We start from the raw sequence: 21,404 nt of genomic DNA, 5'->3' as shown, positions 1-21,404 counted from the left end.
CGGACGGCCCGGACGGCCCCGCCGCGAGGCCGCTCACCGTGGCTGGAAGCCGCCGTCGGAACGGTCTTCGCCGGGCCGGCTCCGGCAAACTCTTGCAAGCTCTTGCGGCCCCGGATCGCGGACCGAAGTCGGATCGTCGCACTGCGGATATGCCCAGCCCCGCCGGGCTCTGCCAGGGGGTGGCGGTTCTCGTCAAGGGGCTTGACGGCAACCTTGAGGACACGCGAATGTAACGATCGCCAGGGCTTGCAGAAATCTTCCGCAAGCTCTTTCGGTCGTCTTTCATCCTTGTTACGTTCACGTCGACCCGGCGCCGCGACGGAGCGGTACGGCAGTTGAAGGAGTTCAGATGCGACGTGGCATAACGGCCACCGCCCTGGTCGCGGCCCTGGCGCTCGCGGCGACCGCCTGCGGCAGCGACGACGAGGCCGGCGGCGGCAAGAGCTCGGGCGAGCTCTCGGGCACCGTGACCTGGTGGGACACCTCGAACGTCGGCAGCGAGGACAAGGTCTTCAAGAAGCTGGCCGAAGGCTTCGAGAAGCAGCACCCGAAGGTCGACGTCAAGTACGTCAACGTGCCGTTCGGCGAGGCGCAGAACAAGTTCAAGAACGCTGCCCAGGCCGGCGACGGCGCCCCCGACGTGATCCGCTCCGAGGTCGCCTGGACGCCGGAGTTCGCCGACCTCGGCTACCTGGCCCCGCTCGACGGCACCGCCGCGCTGAAGGACCAGGACGACTTCCTCAAGCAGGCCGTCGCCTCCACGAAGTACCAGGACAAGACCTTCGCCGTTCCGCAGGTCATCGACTCCATGGGCGTCTTCTACAACAAGAAGATGTTCGAGAAGGCCGGCGTCGAGCCGCCCAAGGACCTGGGCGAGCTGAAGACCGTCGCCGAGAAGATCAAGGCGAAGACCGGCAAGACCGGCCTCTACCTGCGCGGCGACGACCCGTACTACTTCCTCTCCTTCCTGTACGGCGAGGGCGGCGACCTGGTCGACGCCGCCGGCAAGACCGTCACCGTCGACAACGCCCAGGGCGTCAAGGCGTTCAAGGCCGTCAAGGACCTGGTCGACTCCGGCACCGCGAAGACGGACGCGTCGGACGGCTGGGAGAACATGATGCAGTCGTTCAAGGACGGCGACGTCGCCATGATGATCAACGGCCCCTGGGCCGTCGCCGACACCCTGACCGGCAAGGAGTTCGCCGACAAGGCGAACCTGGGCGTCGCCACGGTGCCGTCCGGTTCCGCCGCGCAGGGCGCCGCGCAGGGCGGCCACAACCTCGCCGTCTACGCGGGCTCCAAGAACCTCGACGCCTCCTACGCCTTCGTCGAGTACATGACGTCCGTGGACGCGCAGACCACCGCCGCCGGCGAGCTGAACCTGCTGCCGACCCGCACCTCCGTGTACGCCAAGAAGGAGGCCGTGAACAGCGAGATCGTCGGCTTCTTCAAGCCCGTCGTCGAGACCGCGGTCGAGCGCCCCTGGATCCCCGAGGGCGGCAGCCTCTTCGCCCCGCTCGGTGTCGAGTACACCAAGGTCCTCACCGGCCAGACCACGCCGGAGAAGGCCGCCAAGGCGACCGGCGACTCCTACCGCAAGCTCCTCAAGGGCTGGAAGTAACAGGAAGGTTGGCCGACTGATGGCTGTCCACACCAGCCAGTCGGTGGTGAAGGCCGCGGACGACGACGTCGTCCGCGGCCCGAGCCGCGGTACTGGCACCCCCCGGCCGCCGGGCAAGGTCCGGCGCTCCATGTCGACCCACTGGTACGCCTGGGCCATGGTCGCCCCGGTCGTCCTCGTGATCGGCGTGATCATCGGCTACCCGCTGGTGCGCGGCATCTACCTGTCGCTGACGGACGCCAACGAGCGCAACGTCGCGCGCTCCATCGGCGTCAACGAACTGCCCGCCACCTACGAGTTCGTCGGCGTGGACAACTACGTCGACGCGCTGACCGGCTCGCAGTTCCTCGGCACCCTCGGCTGGACGCTGGTGTGGACGGTCTCCTGCGTGACCATCACCTTCTGCCTCGGCATGGCGCTGGCGAACATCCTCAACCGCCGCATCGCCGGACGCTCCGCCTACCGCATGGCCCTCATCCTGCCCTGGGCCATCCCCGGCTTCGTCTCCGTCTTCGCCTGGCGCTTCCTCTACAACGAGGACCGCGGACTGCTCAACAAGCTCCTCGGCGGCGCGGGCATCGACGGCATCCCGTGGCTGAACGACCCCACCTGGGCGAAGTTCTCCGTCATCGCCGTCAACGTCTGGCTCGGCATCCCGTTCATGATGGTCGCCCTCCTCGGCGGCCTCCAGTCCATACCGTCCGAGCAGTACGAGGCCGCGGAGATGGACGGCGCCACCGCCTGGCAGCGCTTCCGCCACATCACGCTCCCCGGACTGCGGCCGGTCTCCACCACGGTGATCCTGCTCTCCACCATCTGGACCTTCAACATGTTCCCGGTGATCTTCCTGCTGACCCGCGGCGGACCCGGCGAAGCCACCCAGATCCTCGTCACCCAGGCGTACAAGTTCTCCTTCGAGATCAGCCCGCGCGACTTCGCGCAGTCCTCCACCTGGGGCGTGCTGATCCTCGTACTCCTGATGCTCTTCGCCGTGGTCTACCGGCGAGTCCTGCGCACCCAGGGAGACAACTGGTGAGCACCGTCACCGAAACACCCGGCCGGACCGCCGTCCGCAAGCCCCGGCTGCGCGGCCACCGCTCCCCGCTCGCCTCCGTCGGCCTGCACCTCACCCTGATCGTCGCCTCGGTGATCGCCGTCTTCCCGGTGCTGTGGGTCCTGCTGACCTCGCTCAAGCCCGCCAAGTTCGCCACCACCACGGACTTCTTCCGCGAGACGACGTTCGTCAACTACACCGACCTGATCCGGGACACCGAGTTCCTGAGCTGGTTCGGCAACTCCGTGGTCATCGCGGGGCTCTCCACCGTCATCGGCGTCTTCGTCTCCGCCACCACCGGCTACGCCGTCAGCCGCTTCCGCTTCCCCGGCAAGCGCGGGCTGATGTGGACGCTGCTGGTCACCCAGATGTTCCCGGTCGCCGTCCTCATCGTGCCGATCTACAACATCATGTCGACCATGGGCCTGCTCAACCAGCCGGCCGGCCTCGTCATCACCTACCTCACCATCTCGGTGCCGTTCTGCGCCTGGATGATGAAGGGCTTCTTCGACACCATCCCGCGCGAGATCGACGAGTCCGGCCAGGTCGACGGCCTCACCCCGTTCGGCACCTTCTGGCGGCTCATCCTGCCGCTGGCCAAGCCCGGCCTCGCGGTCACCGCGTTCTACTCCTTCATCACCGCCTGGGGCGAGGTCGCGTACGCCTCCGCCTTCATGGTCGGCGACGAGAACCTCACGCTCGCCGGCGGACTGCAGAAGTTCGTCAACCAGTACGGCGCCCAGTGGGGCCCCATGACCGCCGCCTCGGTGCTCATCGCCATCCCGGCCGCCCTGGTCTTCCTGTTCGCACAGAAGCACCTGGTCACCGGCATGTCCGCCGGAGCCGTCAAGGGCTGAGACACCCGCACCCACGACCGCACCCGTCACGGCGGCGCCGGCACCCCGACCCGGTCACCGGCGCCGCTCCCCACCCAGACACCCCAGGGACGACATGACCCAGCACCTCGCTGCCCCCTCCACCGGCACGTCCGACGACGGCCCGGGCCACCGCACCGGCTGGTGGCAGGACGCGGTGATCTACCAGGTCTATCCGCGGAGTTTCGCCGACGGCAACGGCGACGGCATGGGCGACCTCGCCGGCGTCACCGCCCGCCTCCCCTACCTCCGGGACCTCGGCGTCGACGCGGTCTGGCTCAGCCCGTTCTACGCCTCCCCGCAGGCCGACGCGGGCTACGACGTCTCCGACTACCGGGCCATCGACCCGATGTTCGGCAGCCTGCTGGACGCCGACGCCCTCATCCGCGAGGCGCACGGCCTGGGGCTGCGCATCATCGTGGACCTGGTCCCCAACCACTCGTCCGACCAGCACGAGTGGTTCAAGCGCGCCCTGGCCGAGGGCCCCGGGTCAGCCCTGCGCGAGCGCTACCACTTCCGCCCCGGCAAGGGCGCGGACGGCGAACTGCCGCCCAACGACTGGGAGTCCATCTTCGGCGGCCCCGCCTGGACCCGCACCGTGAACCCGGACGGCACCCCGGGCGACTGGTACCTCCACCTCTTCGCTCCCGAGCAGCCCGACTTCAACTGGGAGCACCCGGCCGTCGCCGACGAGTTCCGCTCGATCCTGCGCTTCTGGCTGGACATGGGCGTCGACGGCTTCCGCGTCGACGTCGCCCACGGCCTCGTCAAGGCGGAGGGACTTCCCGACCTCGGCGGCCACGACCAGCTCAAGCTGCTCGGCAACGACGTCATGCCCTTCTTCGACCAGGACGGCGTGCACGCGATCTACCGCAGCTGGCGCGCCATCCTCGACGAGTACCCCGAGAACAGGGGGCCCGAAGAGGCTTCGTCCAACGGGCGGTGGTGGGCGACGGGCGGGCGCGTCCTCGTCGCCGAGGCGTGGACGCCCACCGTCGAGCGCACCGCCAACTACGTGCGGCCCGACGAGATGCACCAGGCGTTCAACTTCCAGTACCTGACGACCGCCTGGGACGCGGCCGAGCTGCGCGAGGTGATCGACTCCTCGCTCGACGCGATGCGCCCGGTCGGCGCTCCGACCACCTGGGTGCTCTCCAACCACGACGTCACCCGGCACGCCACCCGGTTCGCCAACCCCGCGGGCCTCGGCACCCAGATCCGCACCCCCGGCGACCGCGGACTCGGCCTGCGCCGGGCCCGCGCCGCCACCCTGCTGATGCTGGCCCTGCCCGGCTCCGCCTACGTCTACCAGGGCGAGGAGCTGGGCCTGCCCGACGTCACCGACCTGCCCGACGAGGCCCGCCAGGACCCGTCCTTCTTCCGCGCCGAGGGCCAGGACGGCTTCCGCGACGGCTGCCGGGTGCCCATCCCGTGGACCCGGCAGGGCAGCAGTTACGGGTTCGGCGACGGCGGCAGCTGGCTTCCGCAGCCCGCCGGCTGGGGCGAGCTGTCCGTCGAGGCGCAGGCCGGAGTCGAAGGCTCCACGCTGGAGATGTACCGGTCCGCCCTCGCCGCCCGCCGCGAGCTGCCGGGCCTCGGCGCGGGCACCGGCGTCGAGTGGCTGGAGAGCGCCGAAGGCGTCCTGGCCTTCGCCCGCCCCGGATTCGTCTGCACCGTCAACACCACCGGCGCCCCGGTCCGGCTGCCGGTCCCCGGCCGGGTGCTGCTGTCCAGCTCGCCGGTCACGGTGGACGGGGCCGAGGCCGAGGTGCCCGCCGACACCACGGTGTGGTGGGCGGTGTGACGCTGCCCGCTCCCAGGACCGGCGCCGGGCCCCGGCTCTCCGACATCGCCGGACAGGCGGCGGTCAGCGAGGCGACGGTCAGCCGGGTCCTGAACGGGAAACAGGGCGTCGCGGACACCACGCGTCAGCGGGTGCTCGCGGCGCTCGACATCCTCGGCTACGAGCGGCCGGTCCGGCTGCGGCAGCGCAGCGCCGGACTGATCGGGCTGATGACGCCCGAACTCATCAACCCGATCTTCCCGGCGTTCGCCCAGTCCGTCGAGCAGGTCCTGGCCGGGCACGGCTACACCCCCGTGCTCTGCACCCAACTGCCCGGCGGCGCGACGGAGGACGAGCTGGTCGAGCAGCTCGTCGAACGCGGCGTCAGCGGCATCGTCTTCCTCTCCGGGCTGCACGCCGACACCTCGGCCGACCCGTCGCGGTACGCCGCGCTCACCGAGCGCGGCGTACCGTTCGTCCTGATCAACGGCTACAACGAACGGATCAGCGCGCCGTTCGTCTCGCCCGACGACAGCGCCGCGGTACGAATGGCGCTGAGCCACCTCGCCGAACTCGGCCACCGCCGGATCGGCCTGGCCATCGGGCCCCAGCGCTACGTGCCGGCCCGCCGCAAGCGCGACGGGTTCCTGGAGGCCGCCGTCTCGGTGCTCGGCATGGACCGGGCCGAGGCCGAACGCCTCGTGTGCTCCACGCTGTTCAGCGTCGAGGGCGGCCAGGTGGCGGCGGGCGCGCTGCTGGACGCCGGCTGCACGGGCATCGTCTGCGGCAGCGACCTGATGGCCCTCGGCGTGGTCCGGGCCGCGCGGGGCAGGGGCCTGCGGGTGCCGCGCGACGTGTCGGTCGTGGGCTTCGACGACTCGCAGCTCATCGCCTTCACCGACCCGCCGCTGACCACGGTGCGCCAGCCCGTGCAGGCGATGGCGGCGGCGGCGGTGGGCGCGCTGCTGGAGGAGATCGGCGGCAGCCCGGTGCAGCGCACGGAGTACGTCTTCCAGCCGGAGCTGGTGGTGCGGGGCTCGACGGCGGCGGTGCGCACCGGCTGAGCGCCGGAAGACGGGCAGCGCGCGGGCGCGCGCACGTACGGGAACACGTACAGGAGAGGCACCGGGAGTCGGCCCAGGACGGGCCGGCGGGGAGTTGAACGACTCCCGGGTGCCTCTCTTGTCGTGACCGGCCCGGCCGGCCGGGCGCGTGGGGTCCGGAACCGCGAGACGGGACCGGAACCCCCGGCCGACCGGACCGGAGTCGGATGCAACGTAACAGGCTCGCAATATCTTGCGAAAGACCTTGCAGAAAGAAATCTGCATCGTTTCGTGGATGTGAGCGGGAGATGTCCAAAGGGTTGACCGGCGACGGGCGGACTCGTACGGTCTGCTCCGCGGCAAGGTTGCATTCTTGCTGCAAGAACCTTCAGGAGCCTTGAGGGCATGGCGCGTTGCCGGCTGAGGCTGCACCGTCACCCGCGTTTCCCCCACCCGCAGGAGGAAAGACATGGCACGCAGACCCCTGTCTGCCGCGCTCGCCCTCGTGGCCGGCGCCGCCGCCCTCGTCGTCCCCACCGGATTCGGCGCCGGCGCCGCGCAGGCCGCCGCTCCGGGCGACAAGGACGTCACCGCCGTGATGTTCGAATGGAAGTTCAACTCCATAGCCAAGGCCTGCACCGACACCCTCGGTCCGGCCGGCTACGGATACGTCCAGGTCTCACCGCCCCAGGAGCACATCCAGGGTCCCCAGTGGTGGACCTCCTACCAGCCCGTGAGCTACAAGATCGCCGGCCGCCTCGGCGACCGGGCCGCCTTCTCGGCCATGGTGAACACGTGTCACTCGGCCGGAGTGAAGGTCGTCGTGGACTCCGTCATCAACCACATGTCCGCCGGTTCGGGCACCGGTACCGGAGGCTCCGCGTACACCAAGTACGACTACCCGGGCACCTATTCCGGGTTCGACCTGAACGACTGCCAGAGCGAGATCGTCAACTACGGCGACCGCGGCAACGTCCAGAACTGCGAACTGGTCGGCCTCGCCGACCTGGACACCGGCGAGGACTACGTGCGCGGCCGGATCGCCGGCTACCTCAACGACCTGCTCTCGCTGGGCGTCGACGGATTCCGCATCGACGCCGCCAAGCACATGCCGGCCGCCGACCTCGCCAACATCAAGTCCCGGCTGACCAAGCCGAACGTCTACTGGAAGCAGGAGGTGATCTACGGAGCGGGCGAGGCCGTCTCACCCTCCGAGTACCTCGGCAACGGCGACGTCCAGGAGTTCCGTTACGCGCGGAGCCTCAAGCAGGTCTTCCTCAACGAGAACCTGGCCTACCTGAAGAACTTCGGCGAGGGCTGGGGCTTCATGGAGTCGGGGAAGACGGGCGTCTTCGTCGACAACCACGACACCGAGCGCAACGGCGAGACCCTCAGCTACAAGAACGGCTCCGCCTACACGCTGGCCAACGTCTTCATGCTGGCCTGGCCCTACGGCTCCCCGGACGTGCACTCCGGCTACGAGTTCAGCGACCACAACGCCGGACCGCCGGCCGGCGGCCAGGTGAACGCCTGCTACAGCGACGGCTGGAAGTGCCAGCACGCCTGGCGCGAGATCTCCTCCATGGTCGGCTTCCGCAACGCCGCCCGCGGCCAGGCGGTCACCGGCTGGTGGGACAACGGCGGCGACCAGATCGCGTTCGGCCGGGGCTCCAAGGCGTACGTCGCCATCAACCACGAGGGCTCCGCGCTCACCCGCACCTTCCAGACCTCGCTGCCCGCCGGCGCCTACTGCGACGTGCAGAGCGGCAGGAGCGTGAACGTCGACGGCTCCGGCAGGTTCACCGCGACGCTCGGTTCGGGCACCGCCGTCGCCCTGCACGCGAACGCCCGCACCTGCGCCTGACCTCACCCTCATCACCCGGCGGGCCGGTGGCACAGCCACCGGCCCGCTCTCTGCCAGCCCGAGTCGAGGAGCACCCTCCCGTGTCCCGAACCATCCTCCGGCGGGGAGCCGTGGCCGCGCTGTGCGCGGCGCTGCTGCCCGTCGTCCCGGCGGCCTCCGCCGCAGCGTCGGCCGGACCTCCGGCCCCGCCCTCGGACGCCGCGCTCGCCCGCGAGGCGGCCCGGCACGACCTCACCCGCGAGCAGTTCTACTTCGTGCTGCCCGACCGGTTCGCCAACGGCGACGCCTCCAACGACCGCGGCGGGCTGACCGGCTCCCGGACGCAGACCGGCCACGACCCCGGCGACAAGGGGTTCTACCAGGGCGGCGACCTCAAGGGCCTGACCGGGAAGCTCGACTACATCAAGGGCCTCGGCACCACCGCGATCTGGCTGGCCCCGATCTTCAAGAACCGCCCCGTGCAGGGCTCCGGCAAGGACGCCTCCGCGGGCTACCACGGCTACTGGATCACCGACTTCACCCAGGTCGACCCGCACTTCGGCACCAACGCCGACCTGGAGCGGCTGATCGACAAGGCCCACGCCAAGGGCATGAAGGTCTTCTTCGACGTCATCACCAACCACACGGCCGACACCGTCGACCACGCGGAGAAGAAGTACGGCTACAAGCCGAAGGGCGCCTTCCCCTACCTGGACCGGGACGGCCGCCCCTTCGACGACCGCGAGGGCGTCGCGAAGGTCGACCAGGACTCCTTCCCGTACACCCCGGTGAAGACGCCCGGCACGGACCGCAAGGTGCCGTCCTGGCTCAACGACCCGACCATGTACCACAACCGCGGCGACTCGACGTGGGCCGGCGAGTCCAACGAGTACGGGGACTTCTCCGGGCTCGACGACCTGTGGACCGAGCGTCCCGAGGTCGTCGACGGCATGGCGAAGATCTACCAGAAGTGGGTCCGCGACTTCGACATCGACGGCTTCCGCATCGACACCGTCAAACACGTCGACATGGACTTCTGGACGCAGTGGGCCACCGCTCTCGACGCCTACGCGGCGAAGCGCGGCCGGGACGACTTCTTCATGTTCGGCGAGATCTTCTCCTCCGACACCCAGGTCACCTCGCCGTACGTGACGCGGGGCCGCCTCGACGCGACGCTCGACTTCCCGTTCCAGGACGCGGTACGGCAGTTCGCCTCCCAGGGCGCGAGCGCCGAGAAGCTCGCCTCGGTGTACCGCGACGACTACCGCTACACCACCGACAAGGCCAACGCCTACGAGCAGGTCACCTTCCTCGGCAACCACGACATGGGCCGCATCGGGACGTTCCTGAAGCAGGACAACCCGAAGGCGGAGGACGCCGAACTGCTCCGCCGCGCCCGGCTCGCCAACGAGCTGATGTTCTTCGGCCGGGGCAACCCGGTGGTCTACTACGGCGACGAGCAGGGCTTCACCGGCGCGGGCGGCGACAAGGACGCCCGCCAGACCCTCTTCGCCTCGAAGACCGCCGACTACCTGGACGACGACCAGATCGGCACCGACCGCACCCACGCCTCGGACGCCTACGACACCGGGCACCCCGTCTACCGGTCCATCGCGGAGCTGTCCCGGCTCACCAAGCAGCACCCCGCGCTGCGCGACGGCGTGCAGATCGAGCGGTACGCGAAGGGCTCGGTCCACGCCACCTCGCGCATCGACGCCGAGCGGCCCCACGAGTACCTGGTGGCCTCCAACAACGGCACGAGCCCGACCGAGGTCCAGCTCGCCACCGAGTCGGCCGGCATGGACTTCCGTACCCTGTACGGCGGTTCCGGCACCGTCCGCAGCGGCGCGGACAAGAAGCTCACCGTCACCGTGCCCGCCCTCTCCAGCATCGTGCTGCGGGCCGACAAGCCGCTCGGCGCCCCGGCCGCCGCGCCGGAGATCTCGCTGAAGGCCCCGGCCGCCGGAGCCACCGGCACCGTCGAGATCACCGCCGACGTGGACGGCGGACAGCTCAACCGGGTCGTCTTCGCCGCCCGGAGCGGCAACGGGAAGTGGCGCACCCTCGGCTCCGCCGACCACGCCCCGTACAAGGTCACCCAGTACCTCGACGCCTCGGTGAAGGCCGGGACCCCGCTGCGCTACAAGGCCGTCGTCGTCGACCGCACGGGCCGCACCTCCGCCGCGCTCGCCGACACCACCGCCGGCGCGACCCCGCCGCCCGCGAAGCCCGTCGCCGTCGAGCGCGACCGGGCCGTCGTCCACTACCAGCGCCCGGACGGCGACTACGAGGGCTGGCGGCTGCGGTCGGGCGACCGCAGCGCCGAGTTCATCGGCCGCGACGCCTACGGCGCGTTCGCCTGGATCGACCTGGAGAAGGGCGCGACCTCCTTCCCGTACACCGTCGAGAAGGACGGCGCCGCCGACGGGCCGCAGCGCACCGTCGACCTCGCCGCGACCGGACAGGTCTGGATCGAGCAGGGCAAGGACGGGCAGGAGGTGAAGGCCCCGGCCGCCGAGCCGCAGGACACCGGGAAGGCGGTGCTCAACTACCACCGCCCCGACGGGGACTACGACGGCTGGGGCCTGCACGTCTGGGCCGGGGCGAAGGAGCCCACCGACTGGTCCAAGCCGCTGGCGCCGGTCCGCAAGAACGCCTACGGCGTCACCTTCGAGGTGCCGCTCGCCGAAGGCGCCACCACGCTCAGCTACATCCTGCACAAGGGCGACGAGAAGGACCTGCCCACCGACCAGTCCCTGGACTTCGCCACCAGCGGGCACGAGGTCTGGATGGTCGGCGGAAAGCCCGGCTACCTGCTGCCGCAGACCGGCGGCGGCGCGGCGCCGGACCTCGGGAAGGCCGAGGCCCAGTGGATCGACGCCGACACCGTCGTCTGGAAGGTGAAGGCGACCGAGGCCACCAGCCAGCAGCTCGTGTACGCGCGGGACGGCGGCATCTCCGTCGTCGGCGGGGCGCTCTCCGACGAGGGCCGCTGGCTGCGGCTCGCGCCGGGCGCGCTGAGCGACGCCCAGAAGGCGAAGTACCCGCACCTGAAGGACTACCCGGCCTTCACCGTCGACGCCCGTGACCGCGACCGCGTCCGCGACTCCGTGCGCGGCCAGCTCCTCGCCACCCAGCGCGCCGCCAACGGGGCGCTGCTCGCCGCCACGGGCGTGCAGACGGCGGGCGTCCTGGACGACCTGTACGGGAGGAAGGCCGCGTCGGCGGCGCTCGGCCCGGTCTTCCGCGACGGCCGGCCCACCCTCTCCGTATGGGCCCCCACCGCCCGTACCGTCTCCCTCGAACTCGACGGCCGCACCGTCCCGATGCGGCGCGACGACCGCACCGGCGTCTGGTCGGTCACCGGCGGGCGGGACTGGCGCGGCAAGCCCTACCGGTACGCGGTCACCGTCTTCGCGCCGAGCGTGGCCCGGACCGTCACCAACAAGGTCACCGACCCCTACTCCACCGCCCTGACCGCCGACTCGGCCCGCAGCCTCGTCGTCGACCTGCGCGACCCGCAGCTCGCCCCGCGCGGCTGGTCCGCGCTGAAGAAGCCCGCCGCCACCCCGCTGCGCGACGCGCAGATCCAGGAGCTGCACGTCCGCGACTTCTCGATCTCGGACCGCACCTCCCGCCACCCCGGTGAGTACCTCGCCTTCACCGACACCGGGTCGAAGGGCATGCGGCACCTGAAGAAGCTCGCCGACGCCGGCACGAGCTACGTCCACCTGCTGCCCGCCTTCGACATCGGCACCATCCCGGAGAAGAAGTCCGGGCAGCAGAAGCCCGCCTGCGACCTGTCCGTCTACGCGCCGGACTCCGAGGAGCAGCAGGACTGCGTGGCGAAGGCCGCCGCCAAGGACGCGTTCAACTGGGGCTACGACCCGCTGCACTACACCGTCCCCGAGGGCTCCTACGCCTCCGACCCCGACGGCACCGAGCGCACGGTGGAGTTCCGGCGGATGGTCCAGGGCCTCAACGGCGCCGGACTGCGCACCGTGATGGACGTCGTCTACAACCACACCGTCGCCTCCGGCCAGGACGACAAGTCCGTCCTGGACCGGATCGTGCCGGGCTACTACCAGCGGCTCCTGGAGGACGGCTCCGTCGCCACCTCCACCTGCTGCGCCAACACCGCGCCCGAGAACACCATGATGGGCAAGCTCGTCGTCGACTCCGTCGTCACCTGGGCGAAGGAGTACAAGGTCGACGGGTTCCGCTTCGACCTGATGGGCCACCACCCCAAGGCCAACATCCTGGCCGTGCGCAAGGCCCTGGACGCGCTGACGCCCGCGCGGGACGGCGTCGACGGGAAGAAGATCATCCTGTACGGCGAGGGCTGGAACTTCGGCGAGGTCGCCGACGACGCCCGCTTCGTCCAGGCCACGCAGAAGAACATGGCCGGCACCGATGTGGCCACCTTCTCCGACCGGGCCCGCGACGCCCTGCGCGGCGGCACCCCCTTCGACGAGGACCCGGGCGTCCAGGGCTTCGCCTCCGGCCTGTACACCGACCCCAACGCCTCCCCGGCCAACGGCACCCCCGCCGAGCAGAAGGCGCGGCTGCTGCACTACCAGGACCTGATCAAGGTCGGCCTCACCGGCAGCCTCGCCGGCTACACCTTCACCGACACCTCCGGGCGCACGGTCAAGGGCTCGGACGTCGACTACAACGGCGTGCCCGCCGGATACGCGGCGGCTCCCGGCGACGCCCTCGCCTACTCCGACGCCCACGACAACGAGACGCTGTTCGACACCCTCGCCTTCAAGCTCCCGGCCTCCACCACGGCCGCCGAGCGGGCCAGGATGCAGGTGGTCGCGATGGCCGTCTCCACCCTGTCGCAGGGCCCCTCGCTCTCCCAGGCGGGCACCGACCTGCTGCGCTCCAAGTCGCTGGACCGCAACTCCTACGACAGCGGCGACTGGTTCAACGCCCTGCTCTGGGACTGCCGCGACGGCAACGGCTTCGGCCGGGGCCTGCCGCCGGCCGCCGACAACCAGGACAAGTGGCGTTACGCGAAGCCGCTCCTGGCCGCCTCCCCGGCCATCGCGCCCCGGTGCGGGGAGATCGACGGGGCCGCCGCGGCCTACCGCGACCTGCTCACCATCCGGACGACCGAGAAGGAGTTCTCCCTCGCCACCGCGGGGCAGGTCCAGTCGGCCCTCTCCTTCCCGCTCTCCGGAAAGGACGAGACCCCCGGTGTGATCACCATGCGCCTGGGCGGCCTCGTCGTCGTCCTCAACGCCACCCCGGACACCGCCGACCAGCGGCTCGCCGCACCGGCCGGGAAGACGTACGCCCTGCACCGGGTCCAGGCCGAGGGCGCGGACCTTACGGTCAAACGAGCCAGGTACGACGGGAAATCAGCCACTTTCACGGTCCCGGGACGGACGGTGGCCGTCTTCTCGCTGCGCTGACGCCGACCGGGGCTACGGTGTCCGCAGACGTCGGCGAACGCGCCGCGAAAGCCGGACACCGCGCACAGCCGCCCTGGTCACCACGGCCGCTCCCGGTCCCCTCCCCGTCACGGGGAGCGGGGCCGGGAGCGGGTGTGTTCGAGCGGCGGGAGGCCCTGTGCCCGTGGCCGCCGGGCCGCCGGCGTCAACTGCCCCAGCGTGCCGGACGGTGATGATGACCAAGGTGGGAAACCTTCCCGAGGAGACGAGCAGCTTCGTCGGGAGGCGGGCCGAACTGGCCCGGCTGGGAACCGCGTTGACCACCCGGCGGATGACCACACTGATCGGGCCCGGCGGCGTCGGCAAGACCCGGCTCGCCGTCCGGTCCGCCCGGAAGGCCGCCGACCGCTTCCCGGACGGGGCCTGGTGGGCCGACCTCTCCCCGCTCTACGACGAGGGGCTGCTGCTGCCCACCGTCTCGGACGCGGTCGGGCTCGCCGACCACAGCCTGCGGATGCCGGTCGAGGCGCTGTGCGAATGGGTCGCGGACAAGCGCATGCTGCTGGTCCTCGACTCCTGCGAGCACCTGCGCGCCGCCTGCTCGCACCTGCTGGCGGAGCTCCTGACCACCTCTCCTGGCCTCACCGTGCTGGTGACCAGCAGACAGCCCCTGGGCACGCGCGGCGAACACGTCGTGGAGGTGCCGCCGCTGCCGGTCGACGGAGCCGACGACGCCCTCCGGCTCTTCGGCGACCGGCTGCACGCCGCCGACCCGGAGACGGGCCTGCACGCTCCCGGCGACCGGGCCGCCGCCGCCGAGATCTGCCGCCGCCTCGAAGGCATCCCGCTCGCCATCGAACTGGCCGCCGCGGGCATCGGCCGGCACACCGTCGCCCAGCTCGCCGCCCGCATCGGCAGCCGCTTCGACGCCGGTACCCCGCCCCGCGCCGACGGGCGGACGCCCGCGTCCCTCCACGAGGGCCCGGTCACCTCGCGCCTCGACCTGCTGAGCGACCACGCGCTCTGGCCCCGGCGCCACCGCACGCTGCGCACCACCATCGGCTGGAGCCACGAGCTGTGCACGCCGCTCGAACGCCTCCTGTGGGCCCGCCTCACCGTCCTGCGCACGGACTTCGACGAGGAGACGGCCATCGAGGTCTGCGCCGGCGGCCCGCTGGGCGCGCACGACGTGGACCGGGCGCTCCAGGGGCTGGTGGCCCAGAGCGTGGTCCAGCGCGACGGCGACCGCTACCGGATGCTGGACACCCTGCGCGAGTACGGCCGCATGTGGCTCCGGGAGCTGGGCGAGGAGCGTGCCGCCGCCGACCGGCACGCCGCCAGCTTCCTCGGCCTGGCCCGCCGCGCCCACGACGGCTGGACCGGTCCCGGCCAGGTGTCGTGGTACCACCGGGTCGCCGACGCCCACCTCGACCTGTGCGCGGCCCTGGACCACCTGACCGCCCACGACATCGTGGGGGCGCAGGAGATGGCGGGCCGGGTCGGCTTCTTCTGGGCCTGCTGCGGCCATCTGTCGGAGGCCCGCGGCTACGCGCAGCGCACCCTGGACGCGGCCCCCGTGGACGGGCCGCACCGGACCCGGTTGCAGTGGGTGCTCGGCGTCGCGGCCCTGCTCCAGGGCGACTTCGCGACCGCCGAGAAGTACGGCGCGCTGTGCACGGCCGTCGCCCTGTACGACCGCGACGACGAAGGGATGCTCAGCGCCACCTACCTCTCCGGCCTCACCCAGCTGATGACCGGGCAGCCCGCCGCCGCGCTCGAAGCGGCCGAGCGGGTGCTGCGGATGACGGCGCAGACGGCTCCGGTCGAGTCGGCCCACCTGCTGCGCTGCCGCCTCATCACCGTCTTCGCCCTCACCGCGCTGGGCCGGCTCGGCGACTCCGCGCGGGCCGCCGCCGCCCTGCGCCGGTCTTGCGAGGCGCAGGGCGAGTACTGGACCCGCTCGTACGTGGACTACCAGCTCGCCCTGATCACCCTGCTCCAGGGCCGCCCGGCGGCCTCCGCCGCGCACGCCCGCTCCATGCTCGCGGGAAAGCACCTGCTGCGGGACAGCTTCGGCATCGCCCTCGGGCTCGACCTGCTGGCCGCCGCGATCGCCGCCCAGGGCGCGGGGGCCCAGGCCGCCCGGGTCTACGGCACCGGCCACGCGTACTGGCGGATGGTGGGCCACCCGCAGCGCGGCACGCCCGAGCTGGGTCCGGTCCGCGAGACCTGCGAGCTCCAGGCACGGGCGGCCGTCGGCGACGACGCCTACCAGCGGGCCTTCGAGCGCGGGCAGTCGGACAACGCGGAGGTCGGGCTCGCCGCCGCGCTCCGCGACGACCTCCAGCTCTGACCGGCCGCCTCCGCGAGGCCGCTGCCGGACGGGCCCGTTCCGGACGTGCCGGGCCCCGGGCTATCCGAACCTCCGCCCAGTGAGTTAGGTTAGGCATGCCTAAGTAACCGCTTGGGTCCTGTCTCCCCGACCGCTCCTGGAGAACTCGGATGCGTCCTTTCAGCGCCCGTGTCACACAGCCGACCCGCGCCGAGCGCGTCCGGTCGATCCTCACCGTCGCCCACTCGATGACGGTGGTGAGCGAGGGGGTGCGCACCGAAGTGCGCCGGCTCGACGGCACGGGGGCGATGGGCCACATCCATCTGCACGCCCCCACCGAGACCGGCCACGCGCCGACCGGCGAGCGGGTCCCGGCCCGGCTGGAGTTCACCGACATCGCCCCCACGCCCGTACGCGACCGGCTGCGGGCCCGCGTCACCGTGACCGGGCTGCTGACCGCCCCGTACAGCACGGACACCGAGCGCAGCACCTGCATGGAGTTCGGCCAGGCCGTCCTCCAGGACGCCGAGGGGCGTACGTTCGTCACGCTGGAGGAACTGGAGGAGACCGCGCCCGATCCGGTCGCCCCGTGCGAGGCGGGCATGCTGACGCACCTTATGGACGACCACGGCGAACTCGTCCCGCTGCTGCTCCGCCTCGTCCGCCCGCACCCGGACCGCGGGATGGTCCGCGCCGTGCCCGTGGCGATGGACCGCTACGGCGTCACGCTGCGCCTCGAATACCCGCGCGACCACCGCGACGTGCGGCTGCCGTTCCCGAAGCCGGTGACCGACATCGACCAGGCGGGCCCCCAGATCCACGCCCTGCTCAGCGCGGCCCGCCGCGTCTCCCACCGCAACGGCCTGCCGGCCTGACGCACCGCCGCCCCGAACCGCCCGGCACGTCCCGGGACAGCGCGGAGCGCCGGACCAGCAGCTCCCCGAACGGGCCGTCCGCCGGCTCCCGCGCGAGCACCCGCAGCACGATGCCCCGGCCCCCGCGCGAACGACGGCCGGGGCGGGGAGGGCCGGATCAGGGGGTGTACTTGTACCCCACCCGGCGCACCGTCTGGATCGAACGGCGGTGCTCCGCACCGAGCTTGCGGCGCAGCCGGGCCACATGGACGTCGACCGTCCGCCCGTCGCCCACATGCCCGTAGCCCCACACCGTCGTCACCAACTGGTCGCGCGTGTGCACCCGGTGCGGGTGGGCCACCAGGTGGGCCAGCAGCTCGAATTCGAGGTACGTGAGATCCATCGCGACGCCGTCCACCGAGGCGGTGCGCCGGGTGGTGTCGATCCGGACGGGGCCGACCGGCGGCTCCTCGACCGGCTCCGGCTCCGGGTGCCGGGCGAACGGCGTACGGTCCTGCCGGTCGGGCCGGGGCTGCTGCGAGGCGGCCACCGCCCCGGCGAGCGCCGGCTGCTGGTCGGCCGGTACGAGCACCAGGTAGCCGATCATCGGCGGCCGGCCGGGCAGGGCCGGCAGGGTGTGCTGGGGCGCGGGCAGCCAGGTCGCGCCCGGCGGCAGGAAGTCGGCCACGTCCGTCGGCCGCGCCACCTCGTCGCGGTCGACGGCGCGCAGGCGGTGGCGGTTGGCGGACGCGGGGCGGGCGGCCGTGTCGGCCGGGGCGGACGCCGCGGCGCCGGTCGACGCGGCGGAGAAGGTACGGGTGTTCGCCATGGTGGGTCAGCTCTTTCGCGCGAGGAGTCGTCAGGGACGGACTTGCGTCGTGCGCGCGGACCGAACGCCGGGTGAGCGGCTTTAGAGGGCCTGCGCGTTCCACGCGCGGCAACACACCCGGTCGAAGTCATGGTGCTGACGGGAAGGCCAGAACGGTTCGAGGTCGCTGCGACCCGACGCGAGGTGCTGGTGGCTGGCCATGGCTCCATTGAAGCAGACATCGCGGCCGTGCAGCAGGGCCCTCTCACCCGTCGATACGGACGCTGCCCGTCGGCCTCGTCACGGCCCCGCCCCGGCCGGCCCGCCGTGCCCCGGCCGCCGAACGAGCTTGCGGGGCCCACCGGTTCCCCGGGCGGGCCCCGCACGCGCCTCCGGCCCCGGTCGGGCCTGGCCCGCCTTCTCCAGCGCGGTGCAGCAGGTGTCCACGATCAGGCGCGTGACGACGTACGGATCGACGTTGGCGTTCGGGTGGCGGTCCTCGATGTAGCCCTTGCGGTCCTGCTCGACCTGCCAGGGGACGCGGACCGAGGCGCCGCGGTCGGAGACGCCGTAGCTGTACTCGTTCCACGGGGCGGTCTCGTGCAGGCCGGTGAGCCGGTCGTCGATGCCCGCGCCGTAGTTCTTGACGTGGTCCATCGGCTTGGAGCCCTCGCCCAGCGACTCGCACGCCGTGATGATCGGGTCGTAGTCCTCGCGCATCGCCCGGGTGGAGAAGTTGGTGTGCGCGCCCGCGCCGTTCCAGTCGCCCTTCACCGGCTTCGGGTCCAGCGTCGCGGAGACGCCGAAGTCCTCGGCCGTGCGGTAGAGCAGCCAGCGGGCCACCCACAGCTGGTCGGAGACCTCCAGCGGGGAGAGCGGGCCCACCTGGAACTCCCACTGGCCGGGCATCACCTCGGCGTTGATGCCGCAGATGCCCAGGCCCGCCGCCAGGCAGTCGTCCAGGTGCTTCTCCACGATCTCGCGGCCGAAGACCTCGTCCGCGCCGACACCGCAGTAGTAGCCGCCCTGCGCCGCCGGGAAGCCGCCCTCCCCGGGCAGCCTCGCAAGGGGCGGTTTCCCGTCCGTTGCCCGAGTGTGAACCCCGTGTTACCGAGGTTTCCGGCGCGCCCCGGGCGCCTTGTCCGGCCCTGTCCCGGGTTGCCCCGGCGCCTCGGAGAACCGGAACGCGGCCACCGCCCTCGCTCCGCGGCCCGTTCCGGGGACCGGGCACACTGGGCCCATGACCACTACCTCCACCCCCCTGCGCGTCGGCCTCCTCGGAACGGGCCCCTGGGCGCGCCACACCCAGGCCCCCGCGCTCGCCGCCCACCCCGGCGTCGAGCTGAGCGGCGTGTGGGGCCGCCGCGCCGACGCGGCACAGGCCCTCGCCGACACCCACCACACCCGTGCCCACACCGGCGACGAGGGGATCGACGCCCTCCTGGAAGCCAGCGACGCGGTGGCCTTCGCGCTGCCGCCGGACGTCCAGGCGCCGCTGGCGGTGCGGGCCGCGGAGGCCGGATGCCACCTGCTGATGGACAAGCCGGTCGCCACGACGGTGGAGGGCGCCCGCGCGGTCGCCGACGCGGCGGCGCGCGCCCAGGTCGCCTCGATCGTCTTCTGCACCCTGCGCTTCGCCCCGGAGACGTCCGCCTGGATCGCCGAACAGAGCGCACGCGACGGCTGGTTCACCGCCCGCGCCCTGTGGCTCGGCTCGCTGTACGCCCCCGGCTCCACCAGCGAGTACGCCGACTCGCCCTGGCGGCGGGACAAGGGCGGCCTGTGGGACGTGGGCCCGCACGCCCTCTCGGTGCTGATCCCGGTGCTCGGCGACGTCACCGGGCTGACCGCCGATCGCGGCCCCGCCGACACCACCCACCTCATCCTGCGCCACGCCTCCGGCGCGTCCAGCACGGTGACCCTGGGCCTGAGCGCCCCGGAGGCCGCGGGGGGCGTGGACATCGAGTTCCGGGGCGAGCACGGGACGGTCGCCGTCCCCGGCTGGGACGGGGCGGAGCCCGCGTTCCGGGCCGCCGTCGACGCGCTGGCCGAGGCGGCCCGCACGGGCGAGCCGCACCCGTGCGACGTCCGTTTCGGGCTGCGCCTGACCGAGCTGCTGGCCGACGCCGAGGCGCAGGCGACGTAGCGGCCGTCCCGTGGCCCCCGGCGGCCTGGGACTGCGTCACATCCCTTCTGGCCAGGGGCGATTGTCAGTGGGAGGCGGTAAAATGGAGGCAGTTCGTGAGGGTTCCACCACCGCGCCAGGAGGTTGCCGATGGCCGTTGCCGCAGTCACGACCGAGCCGCTCGAAGAGCCGCACCCGATGTCCTTCCACCCACCGCTCGCGACCCCGCCGCACCGCAGGCGGCTGCCCGCAGGCCGCCCCCGCGAGTGGTACGTCTCCCACAACCGCCGCCTCAAGGCGATGCGGCTGGCGATCGCCCTGCTGGACAGCGGCGTCTACCAGCCCTCCAGTGCCGGCAACCGCCGGATACGCCTCACCGCCGAGCGCCTCGGCGTCCACCCGCCGTCCGACACCACCTGCCGCATGGTCCGCGCCCTGATCCGCTACGGCCGCTGACCCGTCCCGCTCCGTCGCACCGCGTGTGCCCCCGGCCGGGCCGGGGGCACGCTCAGCGTCCGCGCGCGTTGCGGGGCTCGCGGGTCTGGTGGCCGTGGTGGTAGGTGAGCAGCCAGGGCGGTGGTTTGGGCAGGAAGGACGTGGTCTTCTCCGGGACGCGCACGCCCTGGGCGGCCAGCCGCCAGATGTCGTCCTCGGCGGGCGGGGCCAGCAGGACGAGGGTGCCGCGGGACGGGGTGGAGCCGGGCCCCTCGCCGTCGTGCGGGTGGCCGTCGCCGTCGTGCAGATAGCGGACCGGCCGCGGGCCGGAGGGCGGACGCCAGACCCCGTCGACGAACAGGCAGTGCAGCACGGCCGCGTCCAGCCGCCGCCAGGCTTCGGGGCGGCCGTCCAGGGCCCGCAGCAGCGGCTCCGGGCGCGGACGGGTCACGGAGTAGCGGCCGTCGCCGCCGACGAGGATCAGCTCCCCGGGGCGCGGCGGCCGGCGCGCGTCCGGGTCCAGCTCCTCGACGTCCGCCACGGCGGCGGCCCGCGCGGCGGCCTCGCGCGCCCCCAGGTCCGGCAGATGGCGGTGGATGGCCCGCAGCCCGAGCGGGGTGCGGGCGCTGTCGACGACCAGCGCCGGCAGCCGGTCCCAGGGCCCCGGGCGGCCGTCACGGCGGCGGCGCAGCTCCCACGCCGCCGCGTAGCGGTGGTGGCCGTCCGCGATCAGGACGCTGCGGGCGGCCAGGTCCGCGGCGAGCACCCGCTGCTGCCCCGGGTCGATCAACCGCCACAGGGCGTGCCGGGTGCCGTCGGGAGCGGTCACCACGGTGTCCGGCGCCGCCCGGGTCACCCGCCGCAGCACCGCGCCGGCGGCGGGGGCGTCGCGGCAGGCCAGCAGGACCGGTTCGGGGTTGCCGCCGACGAGCCGGGTGATCCGGTGCTGGGCCCGCACCTTGGCGGCGAGGACGTGCTCGTGCGGCAGGACCGCGCCGCGTGACGCGTCCAGGTCCAGCGCGCCGATCACCCCGCGCTGGAGCAGCGCGCCGCCCCGGCGCTGCTCCAGCACGTAGAAGGCGGGCGTACGGTCGCGGGACAGGGCGGAGGCGGAGCGCCGGATGCCCCGGAAGGGGTGCAGGACCGTGCCGGGCGGAGTCGTCCCGGCGGGGCGCTCGCCGGGGCCGCCGCGACCGGCCAGGAGAGCGGGCGGGCTCGGGTGCGTACTCACG

Annotated in this window: 12 protein-coding genes and 2 pseudogenes; 11 read left to right on the top strand and 3 right to left on the bottom strand. The window is 72.4% G+C overall.

The window, feature by feature from the left end:
* Positions 1 to 349: 349 nt before the first annotated feature.
* From EES43_RS07195 to EES43_RS07155, 9 genes and pseudogenes are all read left to right on the top strand, one after another.
* Positions 350 to 1,621 (top strand): extracellular solute-binding protein, encoded by a 1,272-nt coding sequence (locus tag EES43_RS07195; protein WP_124267943.1) that lies wholly within the window; start codon positions 350 to 352, stop codon positions 1,619 to 1,621.
* Positions 1,622 to 1,640: 19 nt separating this feature from the next.
* On the top strand, positions 1,641 to 2,657 hold the full coding sequence (locus tag EES43_RS07190) for a carbohydrate ABC transporter permease (protein WP_124267942.1): 1,017 nt from the start codon (positions 1,641 to 1,643) through the stop codon (positions 2,655 to 2,657).
* Positions 2,654 to 3,532 carry a sugar ABC transporter permease gene (locus EES43_RS07185; RefSeq protein ID WP_124267941.1) on the top strand — a complete coding sequence of 293 codons (879 nt, stop codon included), beginning with the start codon at positions 2,654 to 2,656 and terminating at the stop codon, positions 3,530 to 3,532. Before EES43_RS07190 ends, EES43_RS07185 begins: the two co-directional genes overlap by 4 nt.
* Before the next feature lie 94 nt (positions 3,533 to 3,626).
* Entirely contained in the window at positions 3,627 to 5,354 is a 1,728-nt protein-coding gene (locus EES43_RS07180; protein WP_124267940.1) for a glycoside hydrolase family 13 protein, read from the top strand.
* Complete coding sequence (locus tag EES43_RS07175) at positions 5,339 to 6,397, top strand: LacI family DNA-binding transcriptional regulator (RefSeq protein ID WP_206430004.1); 1,059 nt, start codon at positions 5,339 to 5,341, stop codon at positions 6,395 to 6,397. The genes EES43_RS07180 and EES43_RS07175 overlap by 16 nt, the downstream gene beginning before the upstream one ends.
* 448 nt (positions 6,398 to 6,845) lie before the next feature.
* A pseudogene (locus EES43_RS07170) lies at positions 6,846 to 8,234 on the top strand (alpha-amylase family protein); the annotation flags it as partial.
* A gap of 86 nt (positions 8,235 to 8,320) precedes the next feature.
* Positions 8,321 to 13,639 (top strand): pullulanase-type alpha-1,6-glucosidase, encoded by a 5,319-nt coding sequence (gene pulA / locus EES43_RS07165; protein ID WP_124267938.1) that lies wholly within the window; start codon positions 8,321 to 8,323, stop codon positions 13,637 to 13,639.
* A 211-nt stretch (positions 13,640 to 13,850) separates the two neighbouring features.
* Positions 13,851 to 15,971, top strand: a complete 2,121-nt coding sequence (locus EES43_RS07160) for an ATP-binding protein (RefSeq protein WP_124267937.1) — start codon at positions 13,851 to 13,853, stop codon at positions 15,969 to 15,971.
* A 149-nt stretch (positions 15,972 to 16,120) separates the two neighbouring features.
* The gene (locus EES43_RS07155) at positions 16,121 to 16,825 is read left to right on the top strand and encodes a DUF2470 domain-containing protein (RefSeq protein ID WP_124267936.1); all 705 of its coding nucleotides are present in this window, start codon (positions 16,121 to 16,123) and stop codon (positions 16,823 to 16,825) included.
* Between the two features lie 157 nt (positions 16,826 to 16,982).
* On the opposite strand, the gene EES43_RS07145 is transcribed toward EES43_RS07155, so the two are convergent.
* Both EES43_RS07145 and glnII read right to left on the bottom strand, forming a co-directional pair.
* Positions 16,983 to 17,633 (bottom strand): winged helix-turn-helix domain-containing protein, encoded by a 651-nt coding sequence (locus EES43_RS07145; protein WP_124267935.1) that lies wholly within the window; start codon positions 17,631 to 17,633, stop codon positions 16,983 to 16,985.
* 387 nt (positions 17,634 to 18,020) lie between these two features.
* Positions 18,021 to 18,662, bottom strand: a pseudogene (glnII, locus tag EES43_RS07140) (glutamine synthetase); the annotation flags it as partial.
* 190 nt (positions 18,663 to 18,852) lie between these two features.
* Here glnII and EES43_RS07135 point away from each other — a divergent pair.
* Together EES43_RS07135 and EES43_RS07130 are read left to right on the top strand one after the other, a co-directional pair.
* Entirely contained in the window at positions 18,853 to 19,758 is a 906-nt protein-coding gene (locus EES43_RS07135) for a Gfo/Idh/MocA family protein (protein ID WP_124267934.1), read from the top strand.
* Positions 19,759 to 19,887: 129 nt separating this feature from the next.
* Complete coding sequence (locus EES43_RS07130) at positions 19,888 to 20,193, top strand: hypothetical protein (RefSeq protein ID WP_124267933.1); 306 nt, start codon at positions 19,888 to 19,890, stop codon at positions 20,191 to 20,193.
* Positions 20,194 to 20,245: 52 nt separating this feature from the next.
* On the opposite strand, the gene EES43_RS07125 is transcribed toward EES43_RS07130, so the two are convergent.
* On the bottom strand, positions 20,246 to 21,403 hold the full coding sequence (locus EES43_RS07125; RefSeq protein ID WP_164493124.1) for a DUF1015 family protein: 1,158 nt from the start codon (positions 21,401 to 21,403) through the stop codon (positions 20,246 to 20,248).
* Position 21,404 lies beyond the last annotated feature (1 nt).

Source organism: Streptomyces sp. ADI96-02 (assembly GCF_003846185.1).
Lineage (GTDB): Bacteria > Actinomycetota > Actinomycetes > Streptomycetales > Streptomycetaceae > Streptomyces.
This window is presented reverse-complemented; position numbering and strand designations above follow the sequence as displayed.

Excerpts from the sequence above, each read along its gene's own strand:
- EES43_RS07195 (WP_124267943.1), top strand. The coding sequence starts at position 350 with ATGCGACGTGGCATAACGGCCACCGCCCTGGTCGCGGCCCTGGCGCTC.
- EES43_RS07190 (WP_124267942.1), top strand. The coding sequence starts at position 1,641 with ATGGCTGTCCACACCAGCCAGTCGGTGGTGAAGGCCGCGGACGACGAC.
- EES43_RS07180 (WP_124267940.1), top strand. The coding sequence starts at position 3,627 with ATGACCCAGCACCTCGCTGCCCCCTCCACCGGCACGTCCGACGACGGC.
- EES43_RS07160 (WP_124267937.1), top strand. The coding sequence starts at position 13,851 with ATGATGACCAAGGTGGGAAACCTTCCCGAGGAGACGAGCAGCTTCGTC.
- EES43_RS07155 (WP_124267936.1), top strand. The coding sequence starts at position 16,121 with ATGCGTCCTTTCAGCGCCCGTGTCACACAGCCGACCCGCGCCGAGCGC.
- EES43_RS07145 (WP_124267935.1), bottom strand. The coding sequence starts at position 17,633 with ATGGCGAACACCCGTACCTTCTCCGCCGCGTCGACCGGCGCCGCGGCG.
- EES43_RS07135 (WP_124267934.1), top strand. The coding sequence starts at position 18,853 with ATGACCACTACCTCCACCCCCCTGCGCGTCGGCCTCCTCGGAACGGGC.
- EES43_RS07130 (WP_124267933.1), top strand. The coding sequence starts at position 19,888 with ATGGCCGTTGCCGCAGTCACGACCGAGCCGCTCGAAGAGCCGCACCCG.